Source organism: Pseudomonas sp. NPDC098740 (assembly GCF_044760065.1).
Lineage (GTDB): Bacteria > Pseudomonadota > Gammaproteobacteria > Pseudomonadales > Pseudomonadaceae > Aquipseudomonas > Aquipseudomonas rossensis.
On the sequence record NZ_JBIWAM010000038.1, the window covers coordinates 14,664 to 38,544 of the forward strand.

Genomic DNA, 23,881 nt, shown 5'->3' on the forward strand with positions numbered 1-23,881 from the left:
CTGCACGGCGCCGTGTATGGCGCCGTGCAGTTCAAAAGGATTGCCATGCCCGTTATTGATACGTTCACCGCTTCACGAGACGGCCGCCCTGATCCCGATGCGCTGTTGGAGAAGCTGCAACAGGACGAACAGGCCGCCCTGCGTGGGAAACTGCGCATCTATTTCGGTTCCAACGCCGGGGTGGGGAAAACCTGCGCGATGCTCACCGCGGCCCAACGCGAAGTGACCCAGGGCCGTGACCTGGTGGCTGGCGTGATAGAAACCCATGGCCGCCGGGAAACCGCGGAACTGCTCGCCGGTCTGGAACTGCTGCCGCGCTATAACGTGATGCATCGCGAGTGTGCCCTCAGCGAGTTCGATCTGGATGCCGCGCTGGCGCGGCGTGCGGCGGTGCTGCTGGTGGATGAATTGGCCCACAGCAACGTTCCCGGTTCGCGTCACCCCAAGCGCTGGCAGGATGTCGAAGAACTGCTGTGCGCCGGCATCGACGTCTGGACCACCCTCAATGTCCAGCACCTGGAAAGTCTCAACGATATCGTCAGCGGGATCATCGGCATCCGGGTGCGCGAGACCGTGCCCGATCATCTGTTCGACGGTGCCCATGAAGTGGTGGTGATCGACCTGCCACCCGATGACCTGCTGCGCCGTCTCAAGGAAGGCAAGGTCTACCTGCCGCCCCAGGCCGAGCGCGCGTCCCGGCATTTCTTTCGCAAGGGCAACTTGCTGGCCTTGCGCGAGCTGGCGTTGCGGCGTACCGCTGATCGCGTCGATGCGCAGATGCGCGACTATCGCCGCGAGCGGTCCATCAACTCCCTTTGGCCCGCGCGCGAGCGTTTACTGGTTGGCGTGGCAGGGCACCCTTCGGATGAACGTCTGGTTCGTGAAGCGGCGCGTCTGGCACAAAAACTTGAGGCCGACTGGATTGTCGTTCATGTGCCTTCGGTGCAGCGACGTGGCGCGGGTGCGCACCGCTATGCCGCCGCCATGAAGACCTTGGCACTGGCCGCCGAATTCGGTGCCGATACGGCCACGCTGTCGGGCATGGACGTGGCCGAGGCCTTGGTAGCGTTTGCTCGTGAGCACAACGCCAACCGGCTGGTGCTCGGGCATTACCCGCGCAAGGTCTGGCAGTTTTGGCACCAGTCGGTCAGTGACCGCATCAGCCGTCGCCATCCCGAGATCGATCAGATTGTCATCGCCCATGGCCCGTTGCCCGTCGTGGTTGCGGTTGCGGTGAACACTGATGCCGCGCTGCCGCCCAGCAGGGCTCCGGCGTATTTGTGGGCCAGCCTGGCCTGTTTTGCCGCCACTGCGGTAGCCGCGTTGCTGTTGCAGGTGTTTGACCTGGCCAACGTGGTCATGCTGTTTTTGCTCACGGTGGTGCTGGTCGCCTTGCGCTTTGGGCGAGGGCCGGGTGTCTGGGCGGCGATGCTGGCGGTGCTGTGTTTTGATTTCTTTTTCGTCCAGCCACGCTGGTCGTTCACGGTCAACGATACCCAGTACTTCTTTACCTTCGCCCTGATGCTGGGTATTGCGTTGATCACCGGGCAGCTCACGGCACGCTTGCGTCATGAGGCTAGCACCGCTGCCGGACGTGAGCGGCGCGCGACGTCGTTGGCCAGGTTGGCTCGCGACTTGTCGGCGGCGCTGACGGTGGAGCAGATCACGGAGGTGGCGCTGCGCACCTTCAGCGGCGTGTTTGAAGCGCGGGTCGGGCTGACACTGCCGGACGCCGCCGACAGTGTCCACGCTCGTGGCGGCGGTGCATTCCCGATCGATGAAAGCATTGCCCAATGGGTTTACGACCATGGCCAACCCGCCGGCCAGGGCACCAATACGCTGGCGGCTGCTCAAGGCCGCTATTTGCCGTTGAAGGCGCCTATGCGCGTGCGCGGAGTGTTGGTGCTGGAGCTGGCTGAACCCGAGCGGTTGAACGAGCCTGAAGAGCAGCGTTTGCTCGAGGCCTGCATGAGCCAACTGGCGATCGCGCTGGAACGGGTGCATTTCGTCGAAGTGGCGCAAAGCACCCTGGTGCAGATGGAGGGCGAGCGCATGCGCAATACCCTGCTGGCCGCGATCTCTCATGACCTGCGCACGCCGCTGACCACCATAATCGGCGCGGCAGACGCAGCGGCGCCCCATGCGCCGCCCGGACCGCTGACACAGTTGCTGGGCGGTATTCGCGATCAGGCCAGCTCCATGCAGCGGTTGATCGAAAACCTGTTGGACATGGCCCGAATGCAGGAACGCGGTGTGCGCCTCAACCGGCAATGGCACTCACTGGAGGAAATTGTCGGCAGTGCTTTGCGTCAACTGCGCGAGCCATTGGCGCGGCATGTGGTGCGCACCGCCCTGTCGCCGCTGTTGCCGTTGGTGGAAGTCGATGCGCTGTTGATCGAGCGCGTGCTGGTCAACCTGCTGGACAACGCCGCCAAGTACACCCCGGCCGGAACGCTGGTGCAGGTTGTGGCCCGGCAAGAGGAGGACAGCATCGTGCTGGAGGTGATCGACGCCGGTCCCGGTTGTCCTCAGGGCAGCACGCCTCAGAGCTTGTTCGAACCGTTCACCCGGGGTCAGCAGGAGTCGGCCGTTGCCGGCATCGGCCTTGGGCTGGCGTTGGCAAAACGGATTGTCCAGGCCCATGGCGCAACGATCGAGGCTCAGCCTCAGGCCATCTCGGGCATCCGCTTTGTCATCACTCTACCGGCGGGTCATCCGCCTTCCATGGAATCGCTATGACCAGTGCACGCATCCTCATTGTCGAGGACGAGGCCAACATCCGCCGTTTCGTCGGTATCGCGCTGCAGGACGAAGGTTTTCAGGTGTTCGAGGCCGACAACGTCAAACGCGCCCTGATCCACGCCGCCAGCCGTCAACCGGATCTGGTGATTGTCGATCTGGGCTTGCCCGACGGTGACGGCAAACAATTGATCAGTGAGTTGCGGGGCTGGATGACGGTGCCGATTCTGGTGCTGTCAGCCCGTGATCGTGAAGAGGAGAAAGTGGCGGCACTGGATGCGGGGGCGGACGATTATCTGGTCAAGCCCTTCGGCGTGCCCGAGCTGCTCGCGCGTATTCGCGCCCAGTTGCGTCGGCATGTGCAGAACGGGACCGCTGCGGTCACCAGCAAGGTGACCTTCGGCATGATCGACGTGGACCTGGCCACGCACGAGGTCCGGCGCGAGGGCCAATCGGTCCATCTGACACCCATCGAGTATCGCTTGCTTTGCGCGCTGATTCGCGGACAAGGTCGGGTCATGACCCATCGCCAGCTACTGTTGGAAGTGTGGGGCCTGGATTACGTCGATCGTGCTCACTATCTGCGGGTGCACATGGCGCACTTGCGGCAAAAACTGGAGGCCGATGCGGCCCAGCCGCAGCATTTCATCACCGAATTGCAGGTAGGTTATCGCCTGGTGGGGCTGTAAAGCACGGCGGGCGCTGGCAGCAGCGCCTGGCCGTGTGTCGCTCACTTGTCTTTCTTGATCCGGCGCTCGTGCAGGAAATCGATGTACAGCGTGATGAAACCGAACGAAGAAATGCTGAACAACACGAGTAGGCCGATTTGCGTCGTGCTCATGATCAAAGTCCTGTGGGTGGTACGAGGAGCGCTCAACCTGCCGTGGCTGGGCGTCATCAATCGTCGAGACACAGATAGATAATACGAACCCGGGGCCTTGGATAGCGGTTATATGAAAGCTTTACGGCGCCGTCCTTGAACCCTATGCACTTCATACGAGAGGTGGGTATCGGGCGTTCGAGAGCAAGCAAGTATTGCTAGAATCGGCGAGCGTTATCCTGTCATCTCACTTGCCCCAAGGTCTGCGCTGCGCCATGAACTCGTCGAACCCTGTCATCCGAAACGTCCAGCCTGCTGATCTGGACCGCTGCTACACCATCGAAACCGTTGCCTACGAAGGCGACGAAGCTGCTACTCGCGAAAAGATCGCCACGCGCATTGCCACCTGGCCCGAAGGTTTCATCGTGGCCGAAGTCGATGGCGTTGTAGCCGGTTTCATCAATTCCGGTGCGGCGTTTCAGGTCGAGATGTCGGACGAAGCGTTCAAGGAACTGATCGGCCACGACCCGGCCGGCCCGCACGTGGTGATCATGTCGGTGGTGGTGCACCCGGATTTTCAGGGGCAGGGGCTGGCGAAACGGTTGATGGGCGAATTCATCGAGCGGATGCGCGCACTGGGCAAGACCAACATCCATCTGATGTGCAAGGAGCGACACATTCCGCTGTATGCCGGGTTTGGGTTTGCCTACATCAAGCCTTCCGCCTCCGATCATGGTGGGATGGCGTGGCATGAGATGGTGTTGGAGTTGTAACCATAATCTCTCGAACACTGCAGAACACCTGTGGGAGTGAGCTTGCTCGCGATGGCGGCATAACATTCAACATAGCTGTCGGTTGTCAGACCGCCATCGAGAGCAAGCTCGCTCCCACATTGGTTAGTCGTCGTGTCAGTAGAGGCTGTCCCGCACTCTGGCCGGCGCTTCCCGGTCATACGTCTCGGCATCGAACTGCCCATCGTTCAACCGCTTGTGAAACGCACCCGCCGTCGGCAGCGCCGAGCGCTCCAGATGTTTCTCAGGGTTCCATAAATCCGAACGAACGATGGCCTTGGAACAGTGGAAGTATGCTGCTTCCACCGTTACCAGCATCACCGTACGCGCCGGTTTTCCGTTCACCGCAAAGCTCTCCAGCAATCCATCTTCGGCGCTGATCTGTGCCGTGCCGTTAACCCGCAACGTTTCGCCAATCCCGGGAATGATGAACAGCAGCGACACCCGCGAATCGAGCACGACGTTGCGCAGGGTGTCGATGCGGTTGTTGCCCGGCCGATCCGGGATCGCCAGGGTGCGTTCATCAATGATCCGCACGAAACCCGGTGTGTCACCCCGTGGCGAACCGTCCATCCCGTCAGGCCCCACCGAGCTGATGATCACCAACGGCGAGGCGCGGACCATCGCCTGATAGTCCTCGTTCAGAAAGGGGATCTGCTTGCGCACGGCGCGGTCGTGGGGTTGGCCGTAGAGGGCTTCCAGTTCTTCGATGCTGTTGAGCATAACCACCTCAGAAAATCAGACCCATGCGCCGTTCGTAACCGATCCGGCCCCTGTAGGCTTCGCCGCTGTCGACCCAGCCGAATTTTGCGTAAAGCGCGATGGCCGATGCGTTATCCGCATCCACCGACAACTCCAGCCCCTTTATTTCCGGAAACGCCTGACGCGCCAAGTCGGGCAGGGCTTGCAGGCAGGCCTTGCCATAGCCTTTGCCCTGAGCCCGATGATCGACTTGCAGTGCGTGAAGGGTGGCGCTGTGTTCATCGGCCCACGCTGGCAATACGGGCGGGCGTTTGAGCAGCAGAAAGGCCACGGGAACATCTTCGACCAGTAGCGCAAATCCTTTGACGCCGGGGCCGGGTTTGGACAGCAAGGTGTGCAACGCACCGTGAATGTCGCCGGAGAACCTGATTTGTTCTTTGTGAACTTCAATGGCCTCGACCTGCTGGCGCTGGAGCGCGTTCAGGCTGTCGTAAGGCACGAGTCGGGCTGTCACTGGAGTGTCCTTTTTCCAACAAAATGTGTTTCGAATTCTAACGAGTTTGCGTCCATGGATTATTTTTATTTCGGCTGTCGATTTGGCTTTTCGCCAGACGACTAAGGGTGTCTTCACAACAAAAACCACGGAGAACCACCATGAACGCTACCCACGAAATCCAGACCTTGATCGACACCTATCGTCAGGCGGTCATCGCCAAGGATGTCGAGAAACTCATGCCCCTGTATGCCGAGGACATCGTCTCCTACGACGCGGTCAAGGCCCTGCAATTTCGGGGCAAGGCCGCCTACCGCGCGCATTGGCAGGAATGCATGGAAATGTGCCAGGGCGCACACAAGTTTGATTTCGACCATATGAACATCGTGGCAGACGAGCACATCGCCTTCGCCCATTGGCTGGCCCATTGCGGCGGCACCAACGAGAAGGGCGAAACCCAGGCCTGCTGGATGCGCGTGACCGCCTGTTATCGGCGCGACGATGGGCAATGGCGCATCGTCCACGAACACTGGTCGGCCCCATTCATGAGCGGCACGGTGCTGTTCAACCTGGAACCGTGAGCGTCAGGCTGATTCGTCGGGAATGTCGCGAAAGTGTCAATCTGCAGCCATAGTTGATCCGTTCGATTCAGGAGAGCCCCATGAAGTATTTATGCCTGGTCTACAGCAACGAGCACGAGTTGCACTCGCTACCCGAAAGCCCGAATGACGCTGAATGCATGGCCTATGCCGAGTCGATCCAGGGCAGCGGCCGAATGGTCGCCGCCGAGGCGCTGGAATCGGTGCAGACCGCGACCACGGTGCGGATGCGCAACGGGAAAATGTCGATCACCGACGGCCCGTTCGCCGAAACCAAGGAGCAATTGGCCGGCTTTTACCTGATCGATGCCAAAGACCTCAATGAAGCCCTCCAGGTCGCCGGCAACATTCCGGCGGCCCGGGTCGGCTGTGTCGAGGTGCGTCCCGTTCGCCAGTTGAATCCCGGCGCCTGATGTCTGTCGAGTCGGTACGGGCACAGGTCGAGCAGGTTTACCGCGAAGAGTCACGGCGGATTCTGGCGACCCTGATCCGTTTACTTGGCGATTTCGACCTTGCCGAAGAAGCCTTGCACGAGGCGTTTTTCGTCGCGGTCGAGCGCTGGCAGCGTGACGGGGTGCCGGACAATCCGCGTACCTGGCTTGTGTCTACCGGGCGCTTCAAGGCCATTGATGTATTGCGTCGGCGCGCACGCTTCATCGCGTCGCAACCGATGTTGATCGCTCAACTGGAGGCGCTGGAGCAGGCCGACTGGAGTGACGAAGACGTGGAAGACGATCGCCTGCGCCTGATTTTCACCTGTTGTCACCCGGCACTCGCGGCGGACGCCCAGGTGCCGTTGACGCTGCGCGAAGTCTGCGACCTGACCACGGAAGAAATCGCCCGGGCCTTTCTGTCGGCGCCAGCGACCATCGCCCAGCGCATCGTGCGGGCCAAGGCCAAAATCCGTGACGCAAAAATTCCTTATCAAGTGCCGACCCTGGCGGAATTGCCCGAGCGCCTGGACAGCGTGCTGCGGGTGATTTACCTGGTGTTCAACGAAGGCTATTCCGCGTCCATGGGCGCGGAACTGACCCGTGAGGATTTGACCCGCGAGGCGATTCGGCTCGGTCGTCTGTTGATGGAACTGCTGCCCGAACCCGAGGTGATGGGGCTGCTGGCGCTGATGCTGTTGCACGAGTCCCGACGCCCGGCCCGGACGTCAGCGAGCGGGGAGTTGATCGTGCTGGATGAGCAGGACCGTTCGTTGTGGGACGTCGAGATGATCGCTGAAGGTTGCGCGCTGGTGGAGCGTGCACTGACAACCCGGCGCTTCGGGCCTTACAGCCTGCAAGCGGCGATTGCGGCGTCGCATGCCCAAGCGCCCACGGCGGCGGAAACGGACTGGCTGGAGATTGTGGGTCTGTATGACGTGCTGTTGCGGGCGGCGCCTTCGCCAGTGATCGAATTGAACCGTGCGGCGGCGATCTCCAAACGGGATGGGCCGTTGGCGGGGCTGACGTTGGTTGAAGGGATTCTGGCGCGGGGTGATTTGCTGGATTACCACTTGGCGCACGCGGCGCGGGCGGAGTTTTGTCGGCAGTTGGGAAGGGTTGAGGAGGCGCGGGCGGCTTATGAGCGGGCGTTGGAGTTGACGCAGCAAGTGCCGGAACGGCGGTTTATCGAGGCTCGGATCAGGGCTTTAAAATAAGGCGAATTCGCCGGCCCCATCGCGGGCAAGTCGGATCGCCGCACCGCCGCTCCCACAGGGATCTGTGGCGTGCACAAATTCAATGTGGGAGCGAGCCTGCTCGCGAATGGCAGCACCGCTATTCCAGCATCTTGCCCAGCAACCAACTCCCCGCCGGCCCTGGCGGATGCAGCCGCGACCACAGCGCATCGACGAACACCGGTTTCGGCCAGCCGCGTACGTCCAGTTCCTGCAACGTCCCTGGCCCAAACCGCTCCACCAGCCACCGGGGCAATGGCGCCCAGCCGAATCCGCCCTGGGCCATTTCCAGCAGCATCAGATAACTCGGCGCCGACCAGACGCGCCCCTTTGCCCGGCTTTCATACGGATTGACGATCGTCGCCAGGCGCAGCTCCCGGTGTTGTTGCAACACATCCTGATCGATGTGGCTCAGCGCCGCCAACGGATGCTCGCGGGACACGAACAGGGCAATCTCGGTCCGTTCTTCCACGGTCGAACTGACCAGGTCCGGCGGGTAACTGTCTTGTTTTTCGGCGAAAGCCACATGTGCCCGACCCCGTTGCACCAAGGCCACCAGGTCATCGCACTCGGCGATCAGGCATTCAAGTTCCAGATCCGGATAGCGCTGCTCGAAGGCGCTGAGCGCCGCTTCGAATCGGTCGGACTGATACGTGTCGGAAATCGCCACGGTCAGCTTCGGCTCGACCCCTTGGGACAGTTGGCTGGCGGTCATTTCCAGTCGGCTGGTGGCGGCCAGAATGTCCTCGGCCCGTTGCAGCATCACGTGCCCGGCCGGGGTCAGGGTCGGTTTGCGGCTGCTGCGGTCGAACAGAGTCAGGTTCAAGTCGATTTCAAGGCTGGCCACGGCGGCGCTGATAGTCGACTGACTGCGGCCCAGTTTGCGCGCCGCGGCGGAAAACGAGCCTTGAGTGGCTGCCTGAACGAAGGCCTGCAACACTTCTTGAGAGGCCATGAACTATCGCCTTGATCGATGGTTATTGGTTATGAAGTATCGGTGTGAAGAAGGATCATGGCAACCACAGTCACTCAGAGGAGTCTGGCCATGAGCGCCAACAAATCCATTACTGAACGTATTTTCCAGGCCATTGGTTTCGAATTGTTGGCCATCCTGATCTGTACCCCGTTGCTGGCGTGGATCATGGACAAACCGATGCTCGACATGGGCGTCGTGACCATGGCTATCGCGGCACTTGCCCTGGCCTGGAACGTGGTCTTCAACGGATTGTTCGACCGTGCGCTCAAACACTACGGCATCGTGCACAGCGCGTGGGTACGTGTTGTCCATGCGCTGTTGTTCGAAGGCGGTCTGGTCGCGGTGGGTGTACCGTTGATTGCCTGGTGGCTGAAGGTCAGCCTGTGGCAAGCGTTCGTGCTGGATATCGGCGTGCTGCTGTTTTTCCTGCCGTACACCTACGTTTATCACTGGGTCTATGACGTGGTGCGTGAGCGGGTGGTGATGCGCCAGGCTGTCTCGGGATAAAGCAAAAGATCGCAGCCTCGTTTCACTCGACAGCTCCTACATGAGAATGCGATCCCTGTAGGAGCTGTCGAGTGAAACGAGGCTGCGATCTTTTGATCTTAATAATCCTGGCGCTTACGAAACGCCCAACGCCCCGCGATCACGGTAAACGTCGCGACCAATGCCACCAGAATCCAGAACCCTTCCGGGTCGCCGGAAAGCGGCACCCCACCGACGTTCATGCCAAAGAACCCGGCGATGATGTTGATCGGCAACGCCAGCACCGTCACCACGGTCAGGGTGAACAGCGTGCGGTTGCTCTGTTCGTTGAGGTTGGCGGCGATTTCTTCCTGCAACAGCTTGATCCGTTCGCCCAGCGCCGTGAGGTCGTTGATGATCAGCGCGAACTCCTCGGTGGACTTGCGCAGCTCCTTGACGTCTTCCTTCTGCAACCACTGCGGCGGGCGATTGAGCAGGCGCAGCAACGAGCCCGGTTCCAGCGCCAACAAGCGTTGCAGGCGCACCAGCACCCGTCGGTTGGCACCCAGCTCAGCCCGATTGGTCGACAGCCGCGAGGACAGCAACTCATCTTCGATCTGATCGACACTGAGGCTGGTCTTGCGCACGATCTGGGTCAGCACTTCGCCCTGATCGCGCAGCAGATGCACCAGCAATTCCAGCGGCGAGCGAAAGCATTCACCGGCCTTCACCGACGAGCGCAGCTTGTCCACCGAGTGCAGCGGTTGCAGGCGTGCGCTGATGATCAGCCGACTGCGGGCGCAGACCCACAGCGTTGAAACATCGGACGAGACCATGCTGCTGAGGTTGAACACCACGTCGTTGACCACCGCCAGCAACGCCGAATCCACATGCTCGATGCGCGTCGAACGGGAGCCCTCATGCAGCGCTTCGAAAAATTCGTCGGGCAATTCCAGATGGCTTTTCATCCAGCGCTCGCATGCGGCGTGGGCCAGATTCAGGTGCAGCCAGAGAAATTCGTCGTTGTCGCCGGGTTGTTGCAGGCATTGCAAGGCCTTGGCCGAATCGAGCTCCCGGCCGCGCTCGCCGGGGCGAAAACTGAAACCGTACAGCAGACCGAACAGGTCCGTGTCGCGATGGCTTTGGTCGATGCTGTGGTTCATGAGGTCTCGCTGAAGGAGGTGCTGTCGGTCGCTATGTGTAGCAGCTGGCGAAGCCTGCGTTCGGTTCGGGCCGCGTTCGGACGTAGCAGTCGTCAAGCCTGAGCACGCGGTCTTCCTTTGGAAACGCAAAGTCTGATTTCGCGACTGCTGCGCAGCCGAACGCAGGCTTCGCCAGCTGCTACAGGTCGCGTTACGGCGGGTTTCACAGGTTCACTTGAGCCGCATCATCGCAAGGGTCTTTGACCGTTTTGTGACAGTCCCATGGCGCCAAAAATTCACCTCTACCGGTGGTCGGAAGCGCTCAAGAATAGTTCTGGCGCGCCGATGATGCTGATGTTGAATTTCGCGATGCGGTCTTGGGCCAGCGTTGCTGACAGGGATGTCCGGACACCTTGCACGCCTGCCGGGCGTGCCTCATCCCTGTCATGAGATCACTCGATGTTTTTGCAAAAATCCCTGAGAGCACAAATCCTCGCCTTGTTGAGCGGCAGCCTGTTGGCCATGTTGTTGATCGCCCTGGCCTGCTTTCACTTTCTGTCCAGCGGTGTTCAGAACTACGCGAATCTGATCGAAGGCCCGTTGCACACCTCGCAATTGATCGATGAAGCCAACTTGCAATTCAAGGTGCAGGTTCAGGAATGGAAAAACGTTCTCCTACGCGGCAAGCGGCCTGCGGACCTGGACAAATACTGGAAGCAATTCGAAGACCGTCAGCGCGATGTGCAGGGCATCCTCGGTGAACTGGCCGGGCAGAAGGGTATCGAGCCGCAGCTGAAAACCCGCATCGAACGCCTGCGTGACGAACATCGCCTGTTGGGCGCGGCCTATCAGAAGGGCCGTGACGCCTACGTGGCGGCAGGCGCCGACCCAACGGTTGGCGACACAGCGGTCAAAGGTGTGGACCGCGCCACCAGCGATCAGATGAGCGAGTTGGTCAGCGAATTGCGCAAGCAGGGTGCCGAGCAATCGAAGCTGATCAGCGCCGACGCCGACCGCACCGTGTTGCTGGGGATCATAGTGATGCTCGCCTCGGGTCTGTTGATCGGGTTATTGAGCCTGTGGCTGGTCAACCGTAACCTGGTGGAACCGATTCGCAAACTGATCGAGTACGTGGCGCAACTCAGCCAGGGCAAGTTTGCCGAACGCGTGGCCAGCAGCCGTCAGGACGAGTTGGGCAAGTTGGCGGTAGCCGCCAACACCTTGCGCGATTTCCTCGCCGAAACCTTCAACCGTTTGCAGCGCAGCGCCAAGGATCTGGACAGCGCCAGCGGTGAGCTGAATTCCATCGCCACCCTGATGGCCAGCGGCACTAACGAGCAGTTCAACCGCACCGATCAGGTGGCCACGGCGATGAACGAAATGTCCGCTACCGCGCAAGAAGTCGCGCGTCACGCAGCCGATGCGGCACGTGCCGCCGACGATGCCGACCAGTCCGCCCAGCAGGGCGAAAAGGTCATGCAGGGCACCATTCACACCATCACCCAAATGCGCGGCGAAATTGCCAATACCGCCACGGTCATCCGTCGTCTGGAAACCGACAGCGGGCGCATCGGCAAGGTACTGGAAGTGATTCGCGGCATCGCCGAGCAGACCAATCTGCTGGCGCTCAACGCCGCCATCGAAGCGGCCCGTGCCGGTGAAGCCGGGCGCGGTTTCGCGGTGGTTGCCGATGAAGTGCGCAGCCTGGCCCAGCGCACGGCGGCGTCGATCATCGAGATCAACCAGATCATTCAAACGGTGCAAACCGGTGCGGTGGACGCAGCTCAGGCAATTGAAAGCGGTCAGTCGCGCAGTGAGGAAAGTGTCGAGCAAGTGACCCAGGCCGGCGCCATGCTGGAGCGCATCACCCTTGCCGTGGAAGCCATCCGCGACATGAACCGCCAGATCGCTACTGCCGCCGAAGAGCAGACCTCGGTGGCTGAGGACATCTCGCGCAACCTCACCGAAATCACCAGTATCGCCAGCACCAATCTGGACAACGTGCAGCGCACCGAAGCGGCCAGTCACAACCTGCACGGGTTGTCGGGGCAGTTGAATGAAGTGACGGCGCGTTTAAGCGCGTAACGGGAAGGGCTGTGTACCGGTTTGCTTACCCGAGTCGGTACACAGTCGATCTCAGTCACGGCAACCGCTGAGGCGTCCAGCGACACCTCTCTGGTCAGCACTTCGGCCTGATATCCCGTTCAGTAGGCATGACCGCTGGTCGGATTCGATCTTTCAAACCCGTTGATTTAGAGGGTACCTGTTATTTCTGACAGTAGACGGGACGCATTCCTGACGGCTTGATGATCGGGTCAGCGCAATGGCGCGATTATCCCGATAAGGAGTGTTTCCATGTCTACGCTTGAAGTGTTGGAAAAACTGACGATCCCGAGCATGACGGCGGTCGAAGGTCAGGAGTATGAGGGTGAGGTGTCTTTACCCTCGGCTCCCGGTCTGCGGGCGTATGTCCCTGGCAAACAGGGTTTGAGTGAAGGAAATCATCTTGAGGTGGTATGGATCACCAACGCAGGTACTGAAACAGTTTTTACGCATGAGATCACCGAGATTGAAGAAGTAAACCCTGTGCATTTCTATGTGAAGGAAACCGTCATCACACCGGGTTTGGTGACTACCTTTTATGAGGTTGTCAGAGACGACCGAATCTGGCGCTCCAAGCCGTTGATCATTATGGTCAAGTGATTCGAGCCTGGCAGATCACACTGGCAAGCTGAACGTAAACGTCGTGCCCTGTTGCTCGGTCGATACCACGTCCAGTTTCCCACCATGGGACTGCGCAATCTGACTGGCAATGTACAACCCCAACCCGAGGCCGGTCCGCGGTGTTCCGCTGGCCGGTCGCGAGTAGGGCCGGAACAGATGTGGCAGCGCATCCTCGGCAATCAGCCCCTGATTTTTCACGCTCAGCACGAACTGTCCTTCATTGATCTGCGCGCTGATTTCGATCGGGCCATCGGGATCTCCGTGAGTAACCGCGTTTGCCACCAGATTGGAGAGTAACTGCGCGACCCGCTCGCGATCGCAATGAACGCTGCGCAGGTCGCCGATGGACGATTGAATGGTGCGGGCGGGATGGACGCTCTGAACCTCTGAAATCACATGCCGCAATGCATCCTCGAGATTCGGGCACGGTTCAATGTTCACGGGAATGCCACGGCCCAAAGAGCCGCGAGCGAAATCCAGAACGTCATCGACCAGTTTGGTCGCACGACGGGCGCTGCTGAGGATGTGCCGGGCCCGTTGCTGATTCGCCGGATCGGGTAGTTTGCGCAGGAGCATTTCGGCGCCGGCGCTAATGGCGAACAAGGGGTTGCGCAGATCATGTCCGAGCACGGCAATGAACTGTTCGCGCAGTTCGGCGGTTTCGCGTTCCTGCCTCAGCGCTGCTTCGGTCTTTTGCAGGTTTTCTTCGGACTCGATCTGCAGCGCCAGCATCCGGGCGAAGGATTCCATGGTGCTCTGGATCGTGCTGGATTTGAGGGGCGCAGGGTTGGGGTCAAGGGCGCAAAGGGTGCCGAAAAAGCGTCCGTCGGTGCGGAAAATCGGCACGGCGATGTAGCTTTCGAACTGATAGAGGCGAGGGGTGTGGTGATCGCGGTAAAGCGGGTCTTCACTGGCCTTGTCGATGACCACCGAGTGATGCGTCTGGCGAATTTCGTGGCACAGGGTCGTGACAAGATCCAGCTCACCGCCAACCTGTAAACCGAAATTCAGCTGGTCGAGCACCGCGCACGCTGTCCACGACTCTTCGGTAACCCGGGCCACGGCGGCGAAGCGCAGGCCCGTCAGTTCACGGATCACTTGAAGAATCGCCGGCACCGCACTGATCCGACCGATCGTGGCGATGTCTGCTGCCGCTGCTTGCCCCATTTCAATCCATCTCTGCATGAACAGTGTGGTGGGATTCTAGCGGGCTGACGCTGCGTTAGCGCGATTTGATTGCCTGAATTTGACGTGCAAAAAAAGCCGCGCGATCCAAAGATCGTGCGGCTTGGTGTGTGTGCATCAGGTGTCTTGTTTGTCGCTCAGTACTTTGCCCGTGGTGGCATCGAAGTCCACGTCAAATTCTTTGCCGTCAGCGGTTTTCAGTTCCACTTCGTACTCATAGTTATTGAAGTGGTTGTCCAAGTCCGTGTCGGTGATGGTCGCACCCGGGTGCAATTTCAGAGCAGCCTGGTTCATTTCTTCCAATGGCTTGATCTTGCCGCTTTTGACCAGCTCGGGGATCTGGTCGACGCGGACATCGGCCTGGGCCAGCCCAGCGGTGAGAGTCAGGGCCGCGGCAGTGAACAGGGCAGTCAGGGTTTTCATGAGGTTCTTTCCTTGGATGAGCTGTTTAAGTGGGATCAGGTTATCCGGCGCAACTTAATCCACCCTTAATTCTCCGAACGCGACTGGGTATAGTCGTTCCCACGTTCATCAGTAACCGTTGTTCTGCAGCAATTGCGCAACACTGGCCGCCGCCGGGCGTTTGTAGAACTTGAGCAGTTCGCTGGCGCGGTTGGTGAAGATGCCGTCGACGCCGGCGTCCATGACTTTCTGGTAATCCACGGCATCGTCGATGGTGTAAACGTGCACCAACAAGCCCTGATCGTGGGTGTACTGGTTCATCCAGGGTTGCACCAGGTCCGAGTAACTCTGATCACCACCCTTGGTCAGCGCGGCAGAAGGGCCGGTGCCGATTGCGCCCTGGGCTTTGGCGTACTCGACCCATTGCTGGAATTCGGCTTTGTCTTTCGGTTGCTGTTTGGCGTAGTAAGTGGCTTTGTCCTTGTCGCCGGACTCGGCAAACGTCACCTTGGATTTCGGCTCGATGCTGCCTTCGCCGACCCACAGCAGAAGGATTTTCGGCACTTTCGGCATTTCCTTCTCGAGCAGTTCGAGGCTGCTCTTCTCGAAGGTTTGCAGCACGACTTTACCTTTGCCCTGGCCAACCGCCAGAGCGCTCTTCGCCAGTTTCGACCCGGCCGGGCTCAACCAGCCGCGATCCTGGAGTTTTTCCTTGAGGTCGCGCTCGATCCCGGGAAATTGCTTCGGTTCTTTGGTTTCGATGTACAGGCCGGGTTTATGCAGCGGGTTGCCTTGGGCAATATCGATGATTTCATCGAGGGTCAGGATTTTCAGACCAACGTACGCAGGACGCGCGCGATCCGGGTAGGCGGTGTTGAACCAGCTGCCGGCATCCAGGGTTTTCAGCTCGGCGAGGGTGAACTCGTTGGCCGGGCGGTCCTTGCGCTCAGGGAATTTACTGGCGACGTCGGTGGTGCGTTGCAGGTTGTCGTCGTGCAGGGCGAACAGCACGCCATCCTTGCTGCGTTGCACGTCCATTTCCAGGTAGTCGACACCCAGATCGCGGGCCAGTTTGTAGGCGGCGGCGGTGGATTCCGGTGCATCGAACGACGCGCCACGGTGAGCGATCACGGCCGGATGCGGGATGCCCGTGCGGGTTGCCAATGCGGTGGGGCTTGGCTCGCTGGCGGCCTGTGCGTGGCCGAGGCCCAGCATCAGGCTCAGCAACAGGGCGCTCTTGGTGAAGGTAACAGGCATGGTCGAGGTCCTTTCGCAGATTTTCAAAGACGTACCTTTTAGCAACTGAGCGCCGCTTGCGCTATCGCCAGACCGACATAAACGTGTTTAAAGCAGATTTTTTCAGCGCTTTTGTGCGCTTCTTTGCAGTACTCTTGGCCCCGGCAGTTACCCCGGCAGAGGGAACGCCCATTCGCTTGCCCTGCGTGTAAACCATCGATCACCGGTCCTTTTCGACCTTTTGTGAGGTTTATCATGCGCATCACTTCCGAGCTCATCTGCCAGGCCGCCGACCAACTCAAAGGCTTCGTCGGCCTCAATCGCAAGACCGGCCACTACATCGTTCGTTTCAGCGAAGACTCTTTCGGTATGGACGTGGCTGACGACGGCATTATTCCCACCAGCGAATTCGTCTGGGCCCCAGGTTCCGCGCAGGCCATGACGCTCAAGCGTGAGTTGATTCAGTTGTTGCTGGATCAGAACATCGATGACCGGATCAACATCACCGAGCCGGTGCGGGTTTATATGAATCGGCGGGAAGTGCCGGAGATTTCGGCGGTTCGCCGTTTGGTGCAGAGCTGAGTTTTGGGGTGATTGTGCGGGCCTATCGTCGGAACGCCGCCCGGAGCCAGCTCGCTCCCACATGGGTCTTGTGATCGACACATAACCCCTGTGGGAGCGAGCTTGCTCGCGATGGCGGGCAGAAGGGCACCGCACATAATTACCGCTGAAACCGATAATCCCGCTCAACCTTGCACACCCGCGTATGACAAGACCAATACCAGGTCGACCGCCCGCGCTCGCGAATCTCACTGTGCTCGGGATGATGTTTCCACGCCAGGATCGCCGCTTCGCTGGCCCAGTAGGACACCGTAATCCCGAGCCCGTCTTCACCCCGAGCCGATTCCACACCCAGGAAACCGGGTTGCTCACGGGCCAGTTCGACCATGCGCGTGGCGGCCTGCTCGTAACCGTGATCACCGTCGGTGCGCAGGGAGGTAAAAATCACCGCGTAGTAAGGCGCTGGCGGAGTCTTGGCGATCATGACTTCTGCCTCTTGCAGGCTGCGATCAACGCGCGGACCAGCGGCGGCAGCTTGCCCTTGAGTGCTGCGCGTTCAGGTTGGAATAGCGTCGCGACGAAGAACGGATGACCTTTGAGTTCCACCGCCCGCAAGTCGCCGGTTGAATCGTGTCCAACGGCGCACAGCTGTTGGGTCAACAGCTCACGTTCAAATGCTGGATTAACGCCGTAGCGGCAGCGATAGCCTTCGACAATCTCAGCGCTTTCGTACGCCTCGGCGATCAACGAGCCTTCAGCCAGATGAATGCTGTCGACGGCCTCCACCAGCGAACAGGTCAGTGGCGTGAGCAGCGCTCGCGCCGCATCGGGCGATGTTTCACCGTGTTCGGCATCCTCCCAACCCAGAACATTTCGGGCGTATTCGAGTACGGCGTGTTGAAAACCGCCGCAGGTACCAAGGAACGGCCGTTGCTGTTCACGGGCAAAACGAATCGCCCGCAACGCACCGTCCCTATCGCGGTAAGGGCTGGCAGGCACGCACCAGAAACCGTCGAAATCAGCCAATGGCGCATCGACGCTGATGCCGTCGGTGGCCAACCACTGGAATTGCACGTCTCGCCCTGCATGTTCGGCGGCCATGCCGAGGGCGACGGGAATGGCTTGGTGAGCGGTGACGTGCGGGTCGTAATCGCCGACCAGGGCGATGCGAATTGGGCGGTTTTCCATGAGTGCGCTCCACGCTTGTTGATTCCTGGCACCCACTATAGATTGGCGTTCACGCACTCAATATTGGCGTTATCCCAATTGATCAATGCACCGATGCACTATCGACTGGATTATCCCGACCTGTCCCTGATCCTCGCGCTGGTGCGCGGCGGCTCTCTGGCCCGGGCGTCGACGCTGTTGAAGGTCGACGTTTCGACCGTATTTCGCGCCGTGCGCCGACTGGAAGCTGCGCTGGGCCAGCAACTGTTCGAAAAAAGCCGCGCCGGCTACTTGCCCACCACCTTGGCGCAGACTCTGGCCGAGCAGGCTGAGCGAGCCGAACAGGCGCTGGAGGCGGCGCGCATTGGCGTGGAGCAGGGCGGTGAAGTCATCAGCGGCACGGTGCGCCTGACCTGCACCGATTCGGTCTTGCAAGGCTTGCTGTTGCCGGCGTTGGCGAAGTTCATGCCCGGTTACCCGGCGCTAACCATCGAGTTGAGTACGTCCAACGACTTCGCCAACCTCAGCCGCCGGGATGCGGATATCGCCTTGCGCCTGACCCGCACACCGCCCGAGCACTTGGTGGGCCGGCGATTGGCGGAGGTTTCCTATCGAGTCTGTGCCAGTGAGGCGTATCTGAGATCGGTCGATTCCGAAGACTTGGCGTCGCTGACCTGGATCGCCCCGGACGACTTCCTTCCCGATCACCCCACCGTTGTGTGGCGCCGTCAGCAGTTGCCCGGCGTCACACCGGGTTATCGCTGCAACAGCATGTTGTCGGTGACTGAACTGGTGCGGGCCGGGCTCGGTGTCGCGGCATTGCCGGACTTCCTCATCGGTGACGGGCTGCAACCGGTGAGCGGGCCACTACACGGTTACGACACGGCACTCTGGTTGCTGACCCGCCCGGACTGCCGCGCCTTGCGCTCGGTGGTGACGTTGTTCGATGAGTTGGGGCGGGCGCTTCGATTGCCTTGACCGAGCGCTAAACCTTCGGCTGATCCTTGCGCACGAAGTGCTGATGCATTTCCGAGGTCAGGCTTTCGATGCGTTCGGTGAGGGCCTTGGTCATTTCCGCCCCAGCGCCAGTTTCATTCTGAAACACATTGCGGTGTTTTATTCCGCGCTACTGCTCACCGCTAAAGCGGCGGACATTGTCATTTATTGCAGCTGATAGCAGGCCAGAAACATGTCCAACGCCGACTCCACAACAGTGCTCTGCATTTCGGCTGACAGGCCGGGCAGGCCCATGGAAATCTGCGGCCAGAACGCAAAGGATTTGAGCATTCCCTGAATCTGTTGTGCAGCGAATTCGGGGGCGACCGGTTTCAAGCGGCCATCGGCCTGAGCGGCGCGGATCCACACAGTCAGGCCTTCTTCGCGCTCACCCATTCGGGCAACCATATTCTGCGCGCGCTCGGGGGAATGGATGGTGGCGGCGATGGCCACTCGCGCCAGGTCGAGAAAATTGTCATCGCCCAGCATCTGCAATTTTGCGATCAGCATCCGGCGCATTTGGTCGCGCAACGGCAGGTCAGGGTGGTAGGGCGTTTCCTGTTCTGATGTCACCCGCGCCCACAACTGATTGAGGATTTCGGCGAACAACTCTTCCTTACTGGGGAAGTGGTTGTACACCGTGCGCTTCGACACGCCGGCGGTGGCGGCGATCTTGTCCATGCTGGTGATGTCGAAACCGTTGGCACGGAATTCGGCAATCGCCGCCTGAATGATGGCTTCGCGTTTTCGGTCGGTGAGGCGCTGTGGAGCTGTCATAAGTACGCTTCGGCAGGAAGAAGTGAGAACTACACTTGGCAGTTTACTTGTGATCAGCTTTGATGCAACCTAGAAACTACACTGTGCAGTGTAATGTTTTGTTAATCCTGCGCAGTGAACAATAGAATCTCCGGCTGATGCGTGCGTGCCTTGGCCATTTATCGTCCCAAGCGGAAATCGCGAATTGTGCGGTTTTTCTGGAGTCATTCAGTCATGGCCACATCAACTTCCCCATCGGATAACGTCTCTACGCCTGAAGCTTCCCGTCAGGTAGAAGGGCTCTTTCGAAATCATGCGCTGGTAAAGCGCGAAGGTTTTCGCAAAACCCTGCGCATCATGTGGAACATGATCTTCTACAAACCGCGCGACACCCGCCCGACGACGCCTGTCCCGGTGCAAACCCTGACTCAGGCAGCGTTGATCGCTGCACCCAACCACAGCGTTTACCGCCTCGGTCATTCCACCGTACTGCTGAAACTGCGGGACAAATTCTGGATCACCGACCCGGTCTTCGCCGAACGCGCCTCACCCGTGCAATGGGCCGGCCCCAAGCGCTTCCACCAGCCGCCGATCAGCCTCGAAGAGCTGCCGCCGATCGAAGCAGTGATCCTGTCCCACGATCACTACGACCACCTCGATTATCAAGCGGTGCTCAGACTGGCGAACAAGGCCAAGTACTTTCTGACGCCGCTGGGCGTGGGCGACACCCTGATCAAGTGGGGCATTGATGCCAGCAAAGTCCGACAACTGGACTGGTGGCAGGGCACCGAGGTCGACGGTGTTCAGTTCATCGCCACGCCTTCGCAGCACTTTTCCGGTCGCGGTCTGTTCGATGGCAACAGCACGCTGTGGGCCTCGTGGGCGATGATCGACGGCGACACGCGAATCTTCTTCAGCGGCGACAGCGGTTATTTCGATGGTTTCAAACGCATCGGTGAGCAGTATGGCCCGTTCGATCTAACCCTTATGGAAACGGGTGCTTACAACGTCGAATGGCCGCATGTTCACATGCAGCCGGAGCAAACCCTGCAAGCGCACATCGACCTTAAAGGTCGCTGGTTATTGCCGATCCATAACGGCACGTTCGATCTGTCGATGCACGCCTGGTACGAACCCTTTGACCGCATTCTGGCGTTGGCCTGGGAGCGGAATGTTTCGATTACCACGCCGCAGATGGGGCAGGCGTTCAATGTGATGTATCCGCAGCGGGGGAGCACTTGGTGGTCGGAGATGGAAAACGTTGGCGATCAGGTGGAGCCTCAGAACGCATGACGTTGTGAAGCCGGGCTGCTTACCCTGCAAGCGGCCCGGGCCGACACCTCACTCAACCATCGCATAATCCGCCCGCCCCACCGGATCAGGCGTCGATCCTTTCACATTCATCCCTCGACCCGGCGCAAACCCCGGGAAGAACACCAACCCCTCCGATTCAAGCCGATAAGCCAGTGCCAGCCGCGTAACATCCAGCACATCGCGTTCATCCTCAAATCGCTGAATAGCATCAACCGAAACCCCGGATTCCCGAGACAGCTCCTCCACACTCCAACCCAGCATCGCTCGGGCCTGAGCGCTATGCGCGGGGGTGAATTGGAAAAGGGCGATACGTTCCAGGGTGATTTTCATCGCAAGAGAGGCCATGGTGTTCTCCGGGCTCAAGAGTGCTGATTCAAAAAATACTGTATTTTTGTACAGTTGTTTTGAGCCCGAATCAAACTCATTTTTTGATCGGTTCTAATTTTCCTCTCAGGCAGGAGCGTTGGACCGACTACGCTATTTTTAGGCGGACTGAAAGCTCAATGGGTTTTCAACACCCGTCAGCAGCAATGTTTGAACGTCAGCTTTCTGATTTTCAATACAAGGAAAGGTGGCGTTTCAGAGGCAGTGCGCCACAGCGTTATGCAGGGAAGGGAATCATGAAAAGACTACGTCTGCTATGTACCCTGATCGGTTTTACAAGTCTGCCCGTCCTGGCCGATATGGCATCGTCAAACAAAGATGCCTTTGTGACCCACCTGATAAATCAGATGACCCTGGAAGAAAAAGTCGGCCAACTGCGGCTGATCGCGATTGATGAAAAGATGACTCCCGAAAGGATGTACCAAGAAATCACCGCCGGGCGAATCGGGGGTACGTACGGCTCTGTGAGCCGTTACGTAAACCGACCCATGCAGGACGCGGCTCAACAAAGCCGCCTGAAAATACCGATGTTTTTCGGCTGGGACGTGATACACGGTCATCGAACCATTTTTCCCATTGGCCTGGCGTTGGCCTCCAGCTGGGATATGGACGCCATTGAGTTGAGCGGTCGAACGGCGGCGAAAGAAGCCAGTGCTGACGGTATCGATATGACCTTTGCACCGATGATAGATATCGCTCGTGATCCTCGCTGGGGGCGTACATCCGAAGGCTTCGGTGAAGACACCTATCTGGTTTCGCGCATTGCCAAAGTGATGGTTCAGGCCTACCAGGGCAAAAGCCTGAATGCACCCGACAGCATCATGGCCAGCGCCAAACACTTCGCGTTGTATGGTGCTGTCGAGGGTGGACGCGACTACAACAGCGTCGACATGGGCCTGGCCAGAATGCACCAGGACTACCTGCCACCTTATCGTTCGGCGATTGAGGGTGGAGCGGGGGCGATGATGGTGGCGCTTAACTCGATAAATGGCGTGCCAGCCGCTTCCAATGCATGGTTGATGCAAGACCTGCTCCGCAAAGCATGGGGCTTCAAGGGACTGGTCATCAGCGACCATAACGGGATAAACGATCTGATTCAGCATGGTGTTGCGAAGAATCACCGCGAAGCGGCCAGGCTCGCGATCAGGGCCGGTGTTGATATGAGTATGAACGACTTCTCCTATGGTCCGGAGCTACCCGGGCTGCTTGAGTCTGGCGCTGTTTCCCAGAGCAATATCGATAACGCAGTGCGGGAAGTCCTGGGGGCCAAGTACGACATGGGGCTGTTCGAAGACCCTTACCGGCGCATCGGCGTTGCCAGTGAAGACCCCGCTGATAACAATGCCGAAAACCGTCTGCACAGAGCGCAGGCCCGTGAGGTGGCACGCAAGACATTGGTGCTGCTGAAGAATGAAAACGGGCTCTTGCCGCTAAAAAAAGAGGGCGTGATCGCGCTCATAGGCCCGTTGGCAAAAAGTACCGTCGACATCATGGGCAGTTGGTCTGCAAGCGGCGTGGCCGCGCAATCGGTGACGATCTACGACGGGCTGAAAAACGCGATGAACCAGGGCTCGCTGATCTATGCCCGAGGTGCCAATCTCGAGGAGGATCAGGAGGTTGTTAAATACCTGGAATATCAGGGAGTGTCCGAAATCGCGAACGACGCTCGTCCGGCAGCAGAAATGATTGACGAAGCGGTCAAGGCTGCACAGCAAGCCGATGTTGTGATTGCAGTAGTGGGTGAGCCCCGCAGTATGTCTCATGAGGCGGCCAGTCGAACCAGCCTCGATCTGCCAGGACGCCAGAGTGAATTGATCACCGCCCTGAAAGCCACCGGCAAGCCGCTGGTACTGGTATTGATGAACGGCCGGCCACTTTCCATCGGCAAGGAGCAGAAGCAGGCCGATGCGATTCTGGAAACCTGGTACAGCGGCTCCGAGGGAGGCAACGCCGTTGCCGATGTATTGTTCGGTGACTACAACCCCTCCGGCAAGTTACCCATCACCTTTCCACGCTCCGTGGGGCAGATCCCGAATTACTACAGCCATTTGAACACCGGCCGCCCCTACCTGCCGGGTGGGCTTCGCAACTACACGTCTCAATATTTCGATCAATCCCATGGTCCGCTTTATCCCTTCGGCTATGGGCTGAGTTATACCGATTTCAGCCTGACCGACATGGCCCTGTCTTCGACCACACTGAACAAGACCGACAAGCTCGTCGCCAGCGTCATCGTGAAGAATACCGGCCAGCGCGACGGCGAAACGGTGGTTCAGCTGTATATCCGCGATGTCGTTGGCTCCCTCAGCCGTCCGGTCAAAGAACTGAAGAACTTTCAAAAAATCATGCTCAAGGCCGGAGAAGAGAAAGCGGTCCACTTCAGCATTGATGAGAACGACTTGAAGTTCTTCAACGCTCAGTTGGAATACGCCGCCGAGCCGGGTGAGTTCCAGGTGCAGATCGGTCTGGATTCTCAGGATGTGAAGGCGCAGAGTTTTGAGTTGCTGTAAGGCCGAGGCATTAGCGGCAGTGGCTAATGCCAGTCAGTTGAACCGTTATGCGATCTGTAGCAGCTGGCGAAGCCTGCGTTCGGCTGCGTAGCAGTCGTGAATCCGACTGACGCGGTCTGCCTGATGCACCGCAATCTCTGGTTTTACGACTGCTACGCAGCCGAACGCAGGCTTCGCCAGCTGCTATGTATGGACTCGCCCCCACTGTCTACCCGCTTTTGAAAAACCGCCGCCCCGTTGCATCTATGTATCA

24 protein-coding genes are annotated in these 23,881 nt (G+C 59.4%); 13 read left to right on the forward strand and 11 right to left on the reverse strand.

Annotation, left to right across the window (positions count from 1 at the left end; all coding sequences use genetic code 11):
* Window positions 1–45: 45 nt before the first annotated feature.
* The 3 genes from ACIQU2_RS27720 to ACIQU2_RS27730 all read left to right on the forward strand — a co-directional run bounded on the left by ACIQU2_RS27720 (window position 46) and on the right by ACIQU2_RS27730 (window position 4,332).
* A complete protein-coding gene (locus ACIQU2_RS27720) occupies window positions 46–2,739 on the forward strand; it encodes a DUF4118 domain-containing protein (RefSeq protein ID WP_403145584.1) in 2,694 nt (897 codons plus the stop codon).
* Window positions 2,736–3,428, forward strand: coding sequence for a response regulator (locus ACIQU2_RS27725; protein WP_403145586.1), 693 nt, complete (start codon window positions 2,736–2,738; stop codon window positions 3,426–3,428). The genes ACIQU2_RS27720 and ACIQU2_RS27725 overlap by 4 nt, the downstream gene beginning before the upstream one ends.
* Window positions 3,429–3,834: 406 nt before the next feature.
* Window positions 3,835–4,332 carry a GNAT family N-acetyltransferase gene (locus ACIQU2_RS27730; RefSeq protein WP_403145587.1) on the forward strand — a complete coding sequence of 166 codons (498 nt, stop codon included), beginning with the start codon at window positions 3,835–3,837 and terminating at the stop codon, window positions 4,330–4,332.
* A 135-nt stretch (window positions 4,333–4,467) separates the two neighbouring features.
* On the opposite strand, the gene ACIQU2_RS27735 is transcribed toward ACIQU2_RS27730, so the two are convergent.
* Window positions 4,468–5,073 (reverse strand): pyridoxamine 5'-phosphate oxidase family protein, encoded by a 606-nt coding sequence (locus ACIQU2_RS27735; RefSeq protein WP_403145591.1) that lies wholly within the window; start codon window positions 5,071–5,073, stop codon window positions 4,468–4,470.
* Window positions 5,074–5,080: 7 nt separating this feature from the next.
* On the reverse strand, window positions 5,081–5,566 hold the full coding sequence (locus ACIQU2_RS27740; protein ID WP_403145593.1) for a GNAT family N-acetyltransferase: 486 nt from the start codon (window positions 5,564–5,566) through the stop codon (window positions 5,081–5,083).
* Window positions 5,567–5,706: 140 nt separating this feature from the next.
* Between ACIQU2_RS27740 and ACIQU2_RS27745 the strand changes: the two genes are divergently transcribed.
* From ACIQU2_RS27745 to ACIQU2_RS27755, 3 genes are all read left to right on the forward strand, one after another.
* Entirely contained in the window at window positions 5,707–6,126 is a 420-nt protein-coding gene (locus ACIQU2_RS27745) for a YybH family protein (RefSeq protein ID WP_403145596.1), read from the forward strand.
* An 80-nt stretch (window positions 6,127–6,206) separates the two neighbouring features.
* A complete protein-coding gene (locus tag ACIQU2_RS27750) occupies window positions 6,207–6,557 on the forward strand; it encodes a YciI family protein (RefSeq protein ID WP_347802315.1) in 351 nt (116 codons plus the stop codon).
* A complete protein-coding gene (locus tag ACIQU2_RS27755; RefSeq protein WP_403145599.1) occupies window positions 6,557–7,792 on the forward strand; it encodes an RNA polymerase sigma factor in 1,236 nt (411 codons plus the stop codon). Before ACIQU2_RS27750 ends, ACIQU2_RS27755 begins: the two co-directional genes overlap by 1 nt.
* A gap of 118 nt (window positions 7,793–7,910) precedes the next feature.
* Here the strand turns inward: ACIQU2_RS27755 and ACIQU2_RS27760 are convergent, their stop codons facing one another.
* On the reverse strand, window positions 7,911–8,765 hold the full coding sequence (locus tag ACIQU2_RS27760) for a LysR family transcriptional regulator (protein ID WP_403145602.1): 855 nt from the start codon (window positions 8,763–8,765) through the stop codon (window positions 7,911–7,913).
* Window positions 8,766–8,855: 90 nt separating this feature from the next.
* Between ACIQU2_RS27760 and ACIQU2_RS27765 the strand changes: the two genes are divergently transcribed.
* A complete protein-coding gene (locus ACIQU2_RS27765; protein WP_403145604.1) occupies window positions 8,856–9,293 on the forward strand; it encodes a multidrug/biocide efflux PACE transporter in 438 nt (145 codons plus the stop codon).
* A 98-nt stretch (window positions 9,294–9,391) separates the two neighbouring features.
* Here the strand turns inward: ACIQU2_RS27765 and ACIQU2_RS27770 are convergent, their stop codons facing one another.
* Complete coding sequence (locus ACIQU2_RS27770) at window positions 9,392–10,414, reverse strand: transporter (RefSeq protein ID WP_149628512.1); 1,023 nt, start codon at window positions 10,412–10,414, stop codon at window positions 9,392–9,394.
* A gap of 438 nt (window positions 10,415–10,852) precedes the next feature.
* On the opposite strand from ACIQU2_RS27770, the gene ACIQU2_RS27775 reads away from it, so the two are divergent.
* Both ACIQU2_RS27775 and ACIQU2_RS27780 read left to right on the forward strand, forming a co-directional pair.
* Entirely contained in the window at window positions 10,853–12,478 is a 1,626-nt protein-coding gene (locus ACIQU2_RS27775) for a methyl-accepting chemotaxis protein (protein ID WP_403145607.1), read from the forward strand.
* A gap of 270 nt (window positions 12,479–12,748) precedes the next feature.
* Window positions 12,749–13,096 carry a hypothetical protein gene (locus tag ACIQU2_RS27780; RefSeq protein WP_403145609.1) on the forward strand — a complete coding sequence of 116 codons (348 nt, stop codon included), beginning with the start codon at window positions 12,749–12,751 and terminating at the stop codon, window positions 13,094–13,096.
* A 15-nt stretch (window positions 13,097–13,111) separates the two neighbouring features.
* On the opposite strand, the gene ACIQU2_RS27785 is transcribed toward ACIQU2_RS27780, so the two are convergent.
* From ACIQU2_RS27785 to ACIQU2_RS27795, 3 genes are all read right to left on the reverse strand, one after another.
* Window positions 13,112–14,284 carry an ATP-binding protein gene (locus ACIQU2_RS27785; protein WP_403145632.1) on the reverse strand — a complete coding sequence of 391 codons (1,173 nt, stop codon included), beginning with the start codon at window positions 14,282–14,284 and terminating at the stop codon, window positions 13,112–13,114.
* 135 nt (window positions 14,285–14,419) lie between these two features.
* Window positions 14,420–14,725: a PepSY domain-containing protein gene (locus ACIQU2_RS27790; RefSeq protein ID WP_010457288.1), complete on the reverse strand. Its 306-nt coding sequence runs from the start codon at window positions 14,723–14,725 to the stop codon at window positions 14,420–14,422.
* Window positions 14,726–14,833: 108 nt separating this feature from the next.
* The gene (locus tag ACIQU2_RS27795) at window positions 14,834–15,961 is read right to left on the reverse strand and encodes a glycerophosphodiester phosphodiesterase (protein ID WP_347802307.1); all 1,128 of its coding nucleotides are present in this window, start codon (window positions 15,959–15,961) and stop codon (window positions 14,834–14,836) included.
* A 234-nt stretch (window positions 15,962–16,195) separates the two neighbouring features.
* Between ACIQU2_RS27795 and ACIQU2_RS27800 the strand changes: the two genes are divergently transcribed.
* Window positions 16,196–16,522: a DUF2025 family protein gene (locus tag ACIQU2_RS27800; protein WP_403145613.1), complete on the forward strand. Its 327-nt coding sequence runs from the start codon at window positions 16,196–16,198 to the stop codon at window positions 16,520–16,522.
* Between the two features lie 139 nt (window positions 16,523–16,661).
* Here the strand turns inward: ACIQU2_RS27800 and ACIQU2_RS27805 are convergent, their stop codons facing one another.
* Both ACIQU2_RS27805 and ACIQU2_RS27810 read right to left on the reverse strand, forming a co-directional pair.
* Window positions 16,662–16,985: an antibiotic biosynthesis monooxygenase family protein gene (locus ACIQU2_RS27805; protein WP_403145616.1), complete on the reverse strand. Its 324-nt coding sequence runs from the start codon at window positions 16,983–16,985 to the stop codon at window positions 16,662–16,664.
* A complete protein-coding gene (locus tag ACIQU2_RS27810; RefSeq protein ID WP_403145619.1) occupies window positions 16,982–17,689 on the reverse strand; it encodes a CTP synthase in 708 nt (235 codons plus the stop codon). Before ACIQU2_RS27810 ends, ACIQU2_RS27805 begins: the two co-directional genes overlap by 4 nt.
* 15 nt (window positions 17,690–17,704) lie before the next feature.
* Here ACIQU2_RS27810 and ACIQU2_RS27815 point away from each other — a divergent pair, with 15 nt between their 5' ends.
* Window positions 17,705–18,646: a LysR family transcriptional regulator gene (locus tag ACIQU2_RS27815; protein ID WP_403145621.1), complete on the forward strand. Its 942-nt coding sequence runs from the start codon at window positions 17,705–17,707 to the stop codon at window positions 18,644–18,646.
* Between the two features lie 183 nt (window positions 18,647–18,829).
* On the opposite strand, the gene ACIQU2_RS27820 is transcribed toward ACIQU2_RS27815, so the two are convergent.
* On the reverse strand, window positions 18,830–19,441 hold the full coding sequence (locus ACIQU2_RS27820; RefSeq protein WP_403145623.1) for a TetR/AcrR family transcriptional regulator: 612 nt from the start codon (window positions 19,439–19,441) through the stop codon (window positions 18,830–18,832).
* 213 nt (window positions 19,442–19,654) lie between these two features.
* Between ACIQU2_RS27820 and ACIQU2_RS27825 the strand changes: the two genes are divergently transcribed.
* Window positions 19,655–20,713, forward strand: coding sequence for an MBL fold metallo-hydrolase (locus tag ACIQU2_RS27825; RefSeq protein WP_403145625.1), 1,059 nt, complete (start codon window positions 19,655–19,657; stop codon window positions 20,711–20,713).
* Window positions 20,714–20,761: 48 nt separating this feature from the next.
* Here the strand turns inward: ACIQU2_RS27825 and ACIQU2_RS27830 are convergent, their stop codons facing one another.
* Window positions 20,762–21,079 (reverse strand): helix-turn-helix transcriptional regulator, encoded by a 318-nt coding sequence (locus ACIQU2_RS27830; RefSeq protein WP_347802325.1) that lies wholly within the window; start codon window positions 21,077–21,079, stop codon window positions 20,762–20,764.
* 275 nt (window positions 21,080–21,354) lie between these two features.
* Here ACIQU2_RS27830 and bglX point away from each other — a divergent pair, with 275 nt between their 5' ends.
* Entirely contained in the window at window positions 21,355–23,628 is a 2,274-nt protein-coding gene (gene bglX, locus ACIQU2_RS27835; protein ID WP_403145628.1) for a beta-glucosidase BglX, read from the forward strand.
* The last annotated feature ends 253 nt before the right edge of the window (window positions 23,629–23,881 follow it).

What these genes read in the sequence shown, in the direction of transcription:
- ACIQU2_RS27720 (WP_403145584.1), top strand. Translation starts at nt 46, where the DNA reads ATGCCCGTTATTGATACGTTCACCGCTTCACGAGACGGCCGCCCTGAT.
- ACIQU2_RS27725 (WP_403145586.1), top strand. Translation starts at nt 2,736, where the DNA reads ATGACCAGTGCACGCATCCTCATTGTCGAGGACGAGGCCAACATCCGC.
- ACIQU2_RS27730 (WP_403145587.1), top strand. Translation starts at nt 3,835, where the DNA reads ATGAACTCGTCGAACCCTGTCATCCGAAACGTCCAGCCTGCTGATCTG.
- ACIQU2_RS27735 (WP_403145591.1), bottom strand. Translation starts at nt 5,073, where the DNA reads ATGCTCAACAGCATCGAAGAACTGGAAGCCCTCTACGGCCAACCCCAC.
- ACIQU2_RS27745 (WP_403145596.1), top strand. Translation starts at nt 5,707, where the DNA reads ATGAACGCTACCCACGAAATCCAGACCTTGATCGACACCTATCGTCAG.
- ACIQU2_RS27750 (WP_347802315.1), top strand. Translation starts at nt 6,207, where the DNA reads ATGAAGTATTTATGCCTGGTCTACAGCAACGAGCACGAGTTGCACTCG.
- ACIQU2_RS27755 (WP_403145599.1), top strand. Translation starts at nt 6,557, where the DNA reads ATGTCTGTCGAGTCGGTACGGGCACAGGTCGAGCAGGTTTACCGCGAA.
- ACIQU2_RS27760 (WP_403145602.1), bottom strand. Translation starts at nt 8,765, where the DNA reads ATGGCCTCTCAAGAAGTGTTGCAGGCCTTCGTTCAGGCAGCCACTCAA.
- ACIQU2_RS27765 (WP_403145604.1), top strand. Translation starts at nt 8,856, where the DNA reads ATGAGCGCCAACAAATCCATTACTGAACGTATTTTCCAGGCCATTGGT.
- ACIQU2_RS27770 (WP_149628512.1), bottom strand. Translation starts at nt 10,414, where the DNA reads ATGAACCACAGCATCGACCAAAGCCATCGCGACACGGACCTGTTCGGT.
- ACIQU2_RS27775 (WP_403145607.1), top strand. Translation starts at nt 10,853, where the DNA reads ATGTTTTTGCAAAAATCCCTGAGAGCACAAATCCTCGCCTTGTTGAGC.
- ACIQU2_RS27780 (WP_403145609.1), top strand. Translation starts at nt 12,749, where the DNA reads ATGTCTACGCTTGAAGTGTTGGAAAAACTGACGATCCCGAGCATGACG.
- ACIQU2_RS27785 (WP_403145632.1), bottom strand. Translation starts at nt 14,284, where the DNA reads ATGGGGCAAGCAGCGGCAGCAGACATCGCCACGATCGGTCGGATCAGT.
- ACIQU2_RS27790 (WP_010457288.1), bottom strand. Translation starts at nt 14,725, where the DNA reads ATGAAAACCCTGACTGCCCTGTTCACTGCCGCGGCCCTGACTCTCACC.
- ACIQU2_RS27795 (WP_347802307.1), bottom strand. Translation starts at nt 15,961, where the DNA reads ATGCCTGTTACCTTCACCAAGAGCGCCCTGTTGCTGAGCCTGATGCTG.
- ACIQU2_RS27800 (WP_403145613.1), top strand. Translation starts at nt 16,196, where the DNA reads ATGCGCATCACTTCCGAGCTCATCTGCCAGGCCGCCGACCAACTCAAA.
- ACIQU2_RS27805 (WP_403145616.1), bottom strand. Translation starts at nt 16,985, where the DNA reads ATGATCGCCAAGACTCCGCCAGCGCCTTACTACGCGGTGATTTTTACC.
- ACIQU2_RS27810 (WP_403145619.1), bottom strand. Translation starts at nt 17,689, where the DNA reads ATGGAAAACCGCCCAATTCGCATCGCCCTGGTCGGCGATTACGACCCG.
- ACIQU2_RS27820 (WP_403145623.1), bottom strand. Translation starts at nt 19,441, where the DNA reads ATGACAGCTCCACAGCGCCTCACCGACCGAAAACGCGAAGCCATCATT.
- ACIQU2_RS27825 (WP_403145625.1), top strand. Translation starts at nt 19,655, where the DNA reads ATGGCCACATCAACTTCCCCATCGGATAACGTCTCTACGCCTGAAGCT.
- ACIQU2_RS27830 (WP_347802325.1), bottom strand. Translation starts at nt 21,079, where the DNA reads ATGGCCTCTCTTGCGATGAAAATCACCCTGGAACGTATCGCCCTTTTC.
- bglX (WP_403145628.1), top strand. Translation starts at nt 21,355, where the DNA reads ATGAAAAGACTACGTCTGCTATGTACCCTGATCGGTTTTACAAGTCTG.